Origin of the sequence: Mesorhizobium sp. M8A.F.Ca.ET.021.01.1.1, assembly GCF_003998025.1 — a bacterium.
GTDB lineage: Bacteria > Pseudomonadota > Alphaproteobacteria > Rhizobiales > Rhizobiaceae > Mesorhizobium.
The window spans coordinates 1-9,462 of sequence record NZ_RZSJ01000207.1 but is presented as its reverse complement, the minus strand read 5'-3'; the positions used below and the strand labels follow the sequence as shown (position 1 = coordinate 9,462).

Below are 9,462 nucleotides of genomic sequence, written 5' to 3'. Positions count from 1 at the left end.
TTGTCGACGGCCTTGTGATAGTCGGTGACCGCCTTGAGATCGGCGGCCTCCATCGGCAGCAACTGCTTCTTGTCGATCAATTTCAGCGCCTCGCCGATCAGATAGATGTCGTTGCGGGCGTTGCTGACCAGATCGGTCGGCACATTATCGACCGAAGCGTAAGGCTGCAGCTCGGCCGTTGTGCTGTGGATGTAGGTCTGCAACGCAACCGTCGTCTTGTCGCTCCAGGTCCGGGTGCGCACGGCATCCTGCACCGCTGCCTTGGCATCCTTCGCATCGGCGACGGTGACACCAGGCTTCACATATTTGCCCAGCGCGGTCTCCACGCTAGCCGAAGCCGACTTGTAGGCTTCGAGATAATTGATGTCGGGCGTACGGTTCAGCGCATAGGCCGTCGGCACGACGCCGATCAGGATCAGCATGATCAGGCCCATGCCCTTCTGGCCGTCATTGGAGCCATGCGCGAAGCTGACGCCGGTGCAGGTGAAGATCAGCAGCGCCCGGATCCACCAGGGCGGCGGGGCATTGCCCTTCGGCGCCTCGTAGAGCGCCGGATTGCGGACGAGAAGCTTCATCGCATAGAGCAGGATGGCGGCGGCGAAGAAGCCGATGATCGGCGACACCAGCAAGGTCACGCCAACATTGGTCGCCTGCGACCAGTCGACGCCGCTGGTGGCGCTGCCGGCGGGTGCCATGAACTGGTTGGCGAGGCCGACGCCGATGATCGAGCCGACCATCGTGTGCGAGCTGGACGCCGGCAGGCCGAGGAACCAGGTGCCGAGGTTCCACAGGATCGCGGCCACCAGCAATGCGAACACCATGGCGAAGCCGGAGGAGGAGCCGACCTGCAGGATCAGCTCGACCGGCAGCAGCGACAGGATGCCGAAGGCAACCGCGCCGCTGGAGGTGAGAACGCCGAGAAAATTGAAGGCGCCGGACCAGATGACGGCGAATTCCGCCGGCAGCGAGCGCGTGTAGATGACGGTCGCAACCGCATTGGCGGTGTCATGGAAACCGTTGACGAATTCGAAGCCGAGCGCGATCAGCAAGGCGATGCCGAGCAGGATCCACGGCACCGTCTTGGCCACCGCCAGGTCCTGGCTCAGCGCGTAGCCAACATAGACCACGCCGACCAGCACCAGCACCCCGAAGGCCGGCAGGAACCACTTCGCGCCGCCAGAACTATCCAGCGGATGATCTGGTCTCGGAATGCCCGCCTCACTAGAAACTATGTCCACCATGTCCCACTCCTATTGCATTGCAGCAAAGAACTGGAAAAGACGCTATGTCCGGACGATGAACCCTGTGTGACGTGGGGCGAGGCTCTGCCTTCGACGCACGGTCCCTTTCAAGCGGGCCCGGAGCGTGTCTTCAGGATCGCCGAGAACAGCGGATCGAAGGCACGGCTGATCGGCGCCGCCGCCGCGCCCAGCGCGATCGACCAGGGGTCGGTGGTGCCGAGCTGCAGCCGCGGCAAGGTCCGGCTTGGCCGGTCGGCGATCGACGGCAGCAGCGGATGCATCGCCTCGACAAGCCGGCGCGCCAGCGCTTCCGGCGCGCCGCTGGTCAGGATCACTGTCTGTGGGTCGAAGATGGTTTCGATCAGATGCACGCTCCAGCGCAGGTCGTGCGCCGCCCCGTCGATCCAGCGCATGATCTTCACGTCACCCGACGCGGCCAGCGCGCCGATCTTTCCGTAGAGGTCCTCGTCGGCGGGATCGAGACCGAGATGCTGGTAAAGCGAGGCCAGCGACGCGCGATGTTCGAGCGGTGTCGAGCCCGGACCGGCCGGCGACAGCAACGCCATGCCGATTTCGCCGGCATTGCCATGGCCGCCGCTGTACAGCTCGCCGTTGAGGATCAGTCCGGCGCCAATGCCATAGCCGACATAGAGGCACACCGCGTGGTCGACGCCATGCGCGGCACCCACGATGCGCTCCGCCGTCGCGCAGGCCGCGGCGTCGTTCTGCAGGCCGACATTCAGGCCCGTGCCCTTGGCCAGCGTGTCCAGCAGCGGAAACTTCTGCCAGGCCGGCATCATCCATTTGTCATCCGAATTCTTCAGGCCGAACGGGCCGGGCATGGCGACGCCGAGACCGACCAGGCGTTTCTCCGACTGCGAGGAGATGCCGGCCAGCTCACGCCGGACGCCATCGATCAGGGCCAGGATGACCTCGACGCCCTTTGACGGCTCGTTGAAAGGCAGGTTCGCCTCGGCGCGCGCCAGCACGCTGCCCATCAGGTCGACCGCGACCGCCCGCGTCAGGTGACGGTCGATCTGCAGGCCGATGGCGAAAGCGCCTTCGGGCACCAGCCTGTAGGGGGTCGACGGCTGGCCCCTGCCCTTGCGCACCGCATCGAGCGCCACGACCAGTCCATCGCTTTCCAGGTCCTCGACGATGTTGGATACCGCCTGCTTGGTGAGCTGCGTCGCCCGCGCCAGATCGGCCCGCGACAGCGCGCCATTGAGACGCAGCGCCTCGATCATGACGCGGCGATTATGCGCGCTGGTGCCCTCCTGGTTGGTGCCGCTTTTGGCGCGGATCGGGCTGATGTCGTCCATCGGCGTTTTCCCCTCTTGACTCCATTAGAATATTGATCGACTAATTAAGTCAAGCGAGTTGACTTAATGTAAGCCGGGCGCCGCAAAACAAGATGGTCAGGCTCCCAGCCTGTCGCCACGGGCAGCCGGTGATGATCAGGTCGCGCGACATGGATCCGGGAAGACGATGCCAAACGCAGGCACCGCCGACCCGTCAACGCCGGAATGGGAGAAGAAAATGCTTAAGACAATCACCAAGACACTGGTCGGCGCCGTCTTTGCCGGAGGACTGTTCGTCCCCCACGCATTCGCCGAAACGACGCTCAACGCGCTGTTCATGGCGCAGGCCGCCTACAGCGAAGCCGACGTGCGCGCCATGACGGATGCCTTCACCAAGGCCAATCCGGACGTCAAGGTCAATCTCGAATTCGTCCCCTATGAGGGCCTGCACGACAAGACCGTGCTCGCTCAAGGGTCGGGCGGCGGTTATGACGTCGTCCTGTTCGACGTCATCTGGCCGGCCGAATACGCCACCAACAAGGTGCTGGGCGATGTGTCTTCGAAGATCACGGACGACATGAAGAAGGGCGTGCTGCCGGGCGCCTGGACCACCGTCCAGTATGACGGCAAGTTCTATGGCATGCCCTGGATCCTCGACACCAAATACCTGTTCTACAACAAGGACATCCTGGAAAAGGCCGGCATCAAGACCCCGCCGAAGACCTGGGAAGAACTCGGCGCACAGGCCAAGATGATCCAGGACAAGGGCCTGCTGAAGACGCCGATCGCGTGGAGCTGGTCGCAGGCCGAGGCCGCGATCTGCGACTACACCACGCTGGTCAGCGCCTATGGCGGCGACTTCCTCAAGGACGGCAAGCCTGACTTCCAGAATGGCGGCGGCCTGCTGGCGCTGAAATACATGGTCGACAGCTACAAGTCGGGTCTCACCAATCCCAATTCCAAGGAATTCCTGGAAGAGGACGTTCGCAAGGTCTTCGAAAACGGCGACGCCGCCTTCGCGCTGAACTGGACCTACATGTACAACATGGCCAACGACCCGAAGGACTCGAAGGTGGCCGGCAAGGTCGGCGTCGTGCCGGCGCCGGGCGTTGCCGGCACAAGCGAAGTGTCGGCCGTCAACGGCTCGATGGGCCTTGGCGTCACCGCGGTCTCCAAGCACGCGGACGAGGCCTGGAAGTACATCACCTTCATGACCTCGCAAGCCACGCAGAACCAATACGCCAAGCTCTCTTTGCCGATCTGGGCCTCGTCCTATGACGACCCGGCCGTCACCAAGGGCCAGGAGGAGCTGATCGCCGCCGCCAAGCTCGGTCTGGCAGCCATGTATCCGCGTCCGACCACGCCGAAATACCAGGAGCTGTCGACCGCGCTGCAGCAGGCCATCCAGGAATCGCTGCTCGGCACATCTTCGCCGGAAGATGCCCTGAAGACCGCCGCGCAGAACAGCGGCCTTTGAGACAAGCTAGTCGTTCAATACGGGCGACACTACAGCGTCGCGTCCCTTATGACGCGCAAAAGACGCTGTAGCACTTTCTATCTTGCGCATGATCCTTTCCGGAAATCGGCCTCCGATTTCCGGGGTCATGCGCGAGTGCCGCCCGTGCTATGTCCGGATCACAGATGAAAGAAGAGAGGCTGCTCCGATGTCGAGCACCTGGATGACGACCCGCGCATGGCTCTTGATGCTGCCTTTGCTCGTGGTCATGGTCGCCGTCATCGGCTGGCCGCTGGTCGACACGGTCGGCCTTTCCTTCACCGACGCCAAGCTGGTCGGCACGGGCGGCGATTTCGTCGGCTTAGACAATTACTCCAACATGCTGTCGAGCTCGAATTTCTCGCGTACGCTGGTGACCACGACATTGTTCGCGGTCATCTCTGTTGCCGCCGAAATGGTGATCGGCGTCCTCGCCGCCCTTCTGCTCAATCAGGAATTTCGCGGCCGGGCCATCCTGCGCGCCCTGATGATCCTGCCCTGGGCATTGCCGACCGTGGTCAACGCCACGCTGTGGCGGCTGATCTACAATCCCGAATATGGCGCGCTCAATGCCGCGCTGACGCAACTGCATCTCATCGACGCCTACCGCTCCTGGCTCGGCGAGCCGGGAACGGCGCTGGCGGCCCTGATCGTCGCCGATTGCTGGAAGAATTTTCCGCTGGTGGCGCTGATCGCGCTCGCCGCTCTCCAAGCCGTGCCGCGCGACATCACCGCCGCCTCGCTCGTCGATGGCGCGGGACCTTTCAACCGCTTTCGCTTCGTCATCCTGCCCTATCTCGCCGGGCCGCTGATGGTGGCGCTGGTGCTGCGCACCATCGAGGCCTTCAAGGTTTTCGACATCATCTGGGTGATGACCCGCGGCGGGCCTGCAAACACCACGCGAACGCTCTCGATCCTCGTCTACCAGGAAGCCTTCTCCTTCCAGCGCGCCGGCTCGGGCGCGTCGCTGGCGCTGATCGTCACCTTGCTCGTCACGCTGCTCGCCGTCGCCTATGCGGCACTGGTGCGAAAGACCGCCGGGAGCGCCGCCTGATGGAACGCAGGAGCCCCGCCTTCACCGTCTTCATTTATGCCTGCGCGCTGCTGCTCGCCGCGATCATCCTGGCGCCCATCGCCTGGCTGTTCATCATGAGCATCTCGCCGGCCGCCGATCTTGCCGCCAAGCCGCTGCGCTGGTGGCCGCAGGCAGCCGACTTCTCCCGCTACCGACAATTGCTGTCGACGGCCGAAAACAGCGCGGGCGCCGCCTTCACCTCATCGCTGCGCAACAGCCTGGAGATATCAGGCATGGCGACGCTGGCGGCACTCGCCTTAGCCATCCCCGCCGGCTGGGCGGTATCGCGAACGCCCGCGATCGGCTGGTCGCTGTCGATGGTCATCGCCACCTACATGCTGCCGCCGGTGGCGCTCGCCGTGCCGCTCTATATGGGCCTGTCGCATCTTGGCCTGCTCAACAATGTCTTCGGCCTGGCGCTGGTTTATCTCACCATATTGGCGCCGTTCACCACGTGGCTGATGAAGTCCGGCTTCGATTCCATCCCGCGCGAGATCGAGGCGGCGGCGATGATCGACGGCGCCGGCCTGTTCCAGACATTGCGCATCATCACATTGCCGCTGGCGGCGCCGGTCATGGCGACATCGGCGCTGTTCGCCGTGCTGCTGGCGTGGGACGAATTCTTCTACGCGCTGCTGTTCACCTCCGACCAGCGCGCCAAGACCTTGACCGTCGCCATCGCCGATTTGGCCGGCGGCCGTGTTTCCGACTACGGCCTGATCGCAACCGCCGGCGTGCTGGCGGCCTTGCCGCCGGTGCTGATCGGCCTTGTCATGCAGCGGGCGCTGATCTCGGGCCTGACCAGCGGCGGTGTGAAAGGATGATGATGATGACTGCAGATAAGGAACGGCCGGCCGGATTGGTCGCCATCGACCGCGAAATGACGCGCCAGCACGCGGATGCGATCGCTTCGTTCCGGCAGAACACGGCCGAGGCGAAGAAGGCCGCAGCTTCCATCAAGCGCACCGGTCGTCTGCTCCTGCTTGGCATGGGCGGCTCGCATGCGGTGGGGCGTGCCGTCGAGCCGCTCTATCGCGGGCTCGGCATCGATGCGCTGGCGCTGCCGCTGTCCGAACAGCTTGGCCAGCCACTGCCGCTCACGGGCCGCACCGTAATCGTGACCTCGCAATCCGGCGAAAGCGCCGAGGTCGTCAGATGGTTTTCGCGGGCCGGCGGCAGCTCGGACATTTTCGGCCTGACGCTCGAAGGCGGTTCATTTCTCGCCCGCACCGCGCCTTGCCTGGTCGGCGACGGCGGCACCGAGCTGGCTTTCGCCGCCACACGCAGCCTGACCGTGACCCTGGCCCTGCATCTGGCCATCCTGGCTGCTCTGGGTGAGGATCCGGCCCCTGCCCTTGCCATGCTCGAGGCTCCGCAGGATTGCGACGTCGCCCCCGCGCTCGCAGCACTTGGCAAGGTGGATACGATCGTCACCTCCGGCCGCCGCCTGCAAGGCGTGGCCGAAGCCCTGGCGCTTGGCCTGACCGAACTGTCGCGGCTGCCCTGCTTTTCGCTCGAAGGCGGCCAGTTGCGGCACGGGCCGATGGAGATGCTCGGCCCCAAAATCGGCGTCATACTGTTTCGCGGCAACGACCCCACGTCGGAGCTGGTGACCGCCATGGCCCTTTCAGTGATCGAGGCCGGCGCGCCGCTGGTCATTTTCGACGCGTCCGGGCAAGCGCCTGTCGCCGGTGCCGTCACGCTCTCGTTCAGACCCGCTTCAGGGATGGCCGCTGTCTTCACCATGCTGCCGGTGGCGCAGCGCCTCATGATCGCCTTCGCCGACAGCCGCGTCGACAATGCCGGCACGCCCGTGCGCACCACCAAGATCACCAGGAGCGAGTGATGCGTCCGCTTGCGGTGATCGGCAACGTCAATGTCGACCTGATTGTCGGCCCGGTCGCGCCATGGCCGAAGGCGGGAACCGAGACCGTCGTCGATCATGACGAATTGCGCGTCGGCGGCCAGGCCGGCAACACCGGGCTCGCCTGGCAAGCGCTGGGCGTCGATTTCGCCATTGCCGCCAATGTCGGTGACGACCAGTTCGGCCATTGGCTTCGCGAGGCGTTCGGCGCCCGTGCCGAGAAATGGCCGGTCCGTCCCGAAGGCACGACCTTGTCGGTCGGCATGACCCATCCCGATGGCGAACGGACTTTCTTGACCACGCGCGGCCACCTGCCCCGCTTCAGCCTCGGGGATGTCTTGTCCGTTCTCGACGGCAGCGCGCTCTCCGGCGGCTACGCACTGCTCTCCGGCTCCTTCCTGACCGAGGACCTCACGCGCGACTACAACGCATTTTTCGACTGGGCCGACAGCCACGGCATATCCGTGGCGCTCGACACAGGCTGGCCGATCGATGGCTGGACCGAGGTCAATTGCGCCGCGACAAGGGCGTGGTTGTCGCGCTGCGCGCTGGCGCTGTTCAACGAAGTCGAGACGGTGACCCTGGCGGGATTGCCGAGTCCTGAGGACGCGGCGCGGGAAATCCGATCCAGCATGAGGCAAGGCGCGACCTTCGTCGTCAAGCGTGGGCCGCGGGGCGCCATCGCAATCGGCCCGGACAACACCCTTGTCGAAGCCGCCGCGCCCGATGTCCGTGTCGTCGACACGATCGGCGCCGGCGACGTCTTCAATGCCGCCTTCCTGGCCGCTTTGGCGCAGGAACAGCCGCTGTCCGCGTGCCTCCGCGCCGCGACCTATGTCGCCTCGCGCGCCATTTCCACCTTGCCCCGCAACTATGGCGGGCCGATGCAGTCTAGGGAATCCATGCATGAGCGCGCTTGAAATCCGCGGCATCCGCAAAAGCTACGGCAGTGTCGAAACGCTGAAAGGCATCGACATCGCGCTGCAGAGCGGTGAATTCCTGGTGCTGCTCGGATCGTCCGGCTGTGGAAAGTCGACGCTTCTCAACATCATCGCCGGCCTTGCCGAAGCGACCAGCGGCGATGTGCTGATCGGCGGCCGCTCGATCCTCGGCGTCCACCCCAAGAACCGCGATATCGCCATGGTCTTCCAGTCCTACGCGCTCTATCCGAACCTGACCGTGCGCCGCAACATCGGCTTCGGGCTGGAGATGCGCGGCGTCGCCGCTGACGAGCGCGACAGGGCCGTGAACGAAGCGGCGAGACTGCTGCAGATCGAGGCGTTGCTCGACCGCAAGCCGAGCCAGCTTTCCGGTGGTCAGCGCCAGCGCGTCGCCATCGGCCGGGCGCTGGTGCGCAAGCCGCAGGTCTTCCTCTTCGACGAGCCGTTGTCCAATCTCGATGCCAAGCTGCGCCTGGAGATGCGCACCGAATTGAAGCGTCTGCACCAGATGCTGCAGACGACCGTCGTCTACGTTACCCACGACCAGATCGAGGCGATGACGCTGGCCAGCCGCATCGCCGTCATGCGTGACGGCAGGATCGAGCAGCTCGGCACGCCGGAAGAGATCTACAACGAGCCGGCAACACTCTATGTCGCCGGCTTCGTCGGCGCGCCGTCGATGAATATGCTGCAGGCCACCGTCACCGGCGGCAAGCTGGCCATTGCCGAATCCGATGTACGGATCTCCTTGCCGGCACGCTATGCGAACGCGGCTCGTGAAGGCGCACAAATGGTCGTCGGCATCAGGCCGGAAGCGCTTCGTGTGGCGACCGGAGCCGCCACCGACCTGTCATTGCCGGTGGAGATCGAGGTCGTCGAACTGACCGGCCCCGAACTGGTCACGACGGCCAGGATCGGCACGCAGCGGCTGACCGCTTGCCTCCCGCCGCGAGCCCAGGTCGCCAAGGGCGAAAAGCGCAGCCTCACCTTCGACGAGGCCGCGCTTCGCTTGTTCGACCCCTCGACGGGCAAAGCCCTGCCGGCGACGGGTCTCGAACGGACGACGTCCCACTGAGATATCGAGGGCATCGGGCGTAGACAGGCAGCACCATCTGGCTACCACCCGATATGCGTGCCATCGAGGGTCTGGAAGGAGCCGCTATTCTCAATCGTGGCGCTGTCGATCACCATGCGCAGGCCCCGCGCGCTGTCCTCGACAGCCAAGACCGCCTGATCGCCCCCCATGTCAGTCTTCACCCAGCCCGGATGCAGTGACAACACCGTTATCCCGTCGACGCGTAAATCCTGCGCCAGTTGAGCGCTTGCCATGTTGAGCGCTGCCTTCGAGCAACGGTAGGCATAGTCGTCATCGTAATCATCAATCAGTCCCTCGGCCATCGACCCGGCACGGCTGCCGATATTGGCGATGACCCCCATGCGCCCCGCGGCCAGGTTCGGGCGCAGCGCCCTCGCCAGCAGCAGCGGACCGAGCGTGTTGGTCCGCATGACCTTCAGGAATTCGTCCGGGGCGAATCTGTACAGGCC

General features: G+C 64.7%; 9 protein-coding genes. 6 read left to right on the top strand and 3 right to left on the bottom strand.

What is annotated here, in order from left to right; genetic code table 11:
• Both EOA36_RS17495 and EOA36_RS17490 read right to left on the bottom strand, forming a co-directional pair.
• A partial coding sequence (locus EOA36_RS17495; protein ID WP_145969201.1) for an inorganic phosphate transporter occupies positions 1–1,241 on the bottom strand: 1,241 nt, incomplete at its 3' end.
• Between the two features lie 107 nt (positions 1,242–1,348).
• Positions 1,349–2,563, bottom strand: coding sequence for an ROK family transcriptional regulator (locus tag EOA36_RS17490; RefSeq protein ID WP_127278696.1), 1,215 nt, complete (start codon positions 2,561–2,563; stop codon positions 1,349–1,351).
• 217 nt (positions 2,564–2,780) lie between these two features.
• On the opposite strand from EOA36_RS17490, the gene EOA36_RS17485 reads away from it, so the two are divergent.
• From EOA36_RS17485 to ugpC, 6 genes are all read left to right on the top strand, one after another.
• Positions 2,781–4,019 (top strand): extracellular solute-binding protein, encoded by a 1,239-nt coding sequence (locus EOA36_RS17485; protein WP_127278695.1) that lies wholly within the window; start codon positions 2,781–2,783, stop codon positions 4,017–4,019.
• 187 nt (positions 4,020–4,206) lie between these two features.
• Positions 4,207–5,091: a sugar ABC transporter permease gene (locus tag EOA36_RS17480; protein WP_127278694.1), complete on the top strand. Its 885-nt coding sequence runs from the start codon at positions 4,207–4,209 to the stop codon at positions 5,089–5,091.
• A complete protein-coding gene (locus tag EOA36_RS17475) occupies positions 5,091–5,936 on the top strand; it encodes a carbohydrate ABC transporter permease (RefSeq protein ID WP_127278693.1) in 846 nt (281 codons plus the stop codon). The genes EOA36_RS17480 and EOA36_RS17475 overlap by 1 nt, the downstream gene beginning before the upstream one ends.
• Complete coding sequence (locus tag EOA36_RS17470; protein WP_127278692.1) at positions 5,936–6,958, top strand: SIS domain-containing protein; 1,023 nt, start codon at positions 5,936–5,938, stop codon at positions 6,956–6,958. The genes EOA36_RS17475 and EOA36_RS17470 overlap by 1 nt, the downstream gene beginning before the upstream one ends.
• Positions 6,958–7,896, top strand: a complete 939-nt coding sequence (locus EOA36_RS17465; RefSeq protein ID WP_127278691.1) for a PfkB family carbohydrate kinase — start codon at positions 6,958–6,960, stop codon at positions 7,894–7,896. Before EOA36_RS17470 ends, EOA36_RS17465 begins: the two co-directional genes overlap by 1 nt.
• Positions 7,883–8,992: a sn-glycerol-3-phosphate ABC transporter ATP-binding protein UgpC gene (ugpC, locus tag EOA36_RS17460; RefSeq protein WP_127278690.1), complete on the top strand. Its 1,110-nt coding sequence runs from the start codon at positions 7,883–7,885 to the stop codon at positions 8,990–8,992. The genes EOA36_RS17465 and ugpC overlap by 14 nt, the downstream gene beginning before the upstream one ends.
• A 41-nt stretch (positions 8,993–9,033) precedes the next feature.
• Here ugpC and EOA36_RS17455 read toward each other — a convergent pair.
• Positions 9,034–9,462, bottom strand: a 429-nt coding sequence (locus EOA36_RS17455; RefSeq protein ID WP_127278689.1) for an SDR family NAD(P)-dependent oxidoreductase, incomplete at its 5' end; no start/stop codon positions are given.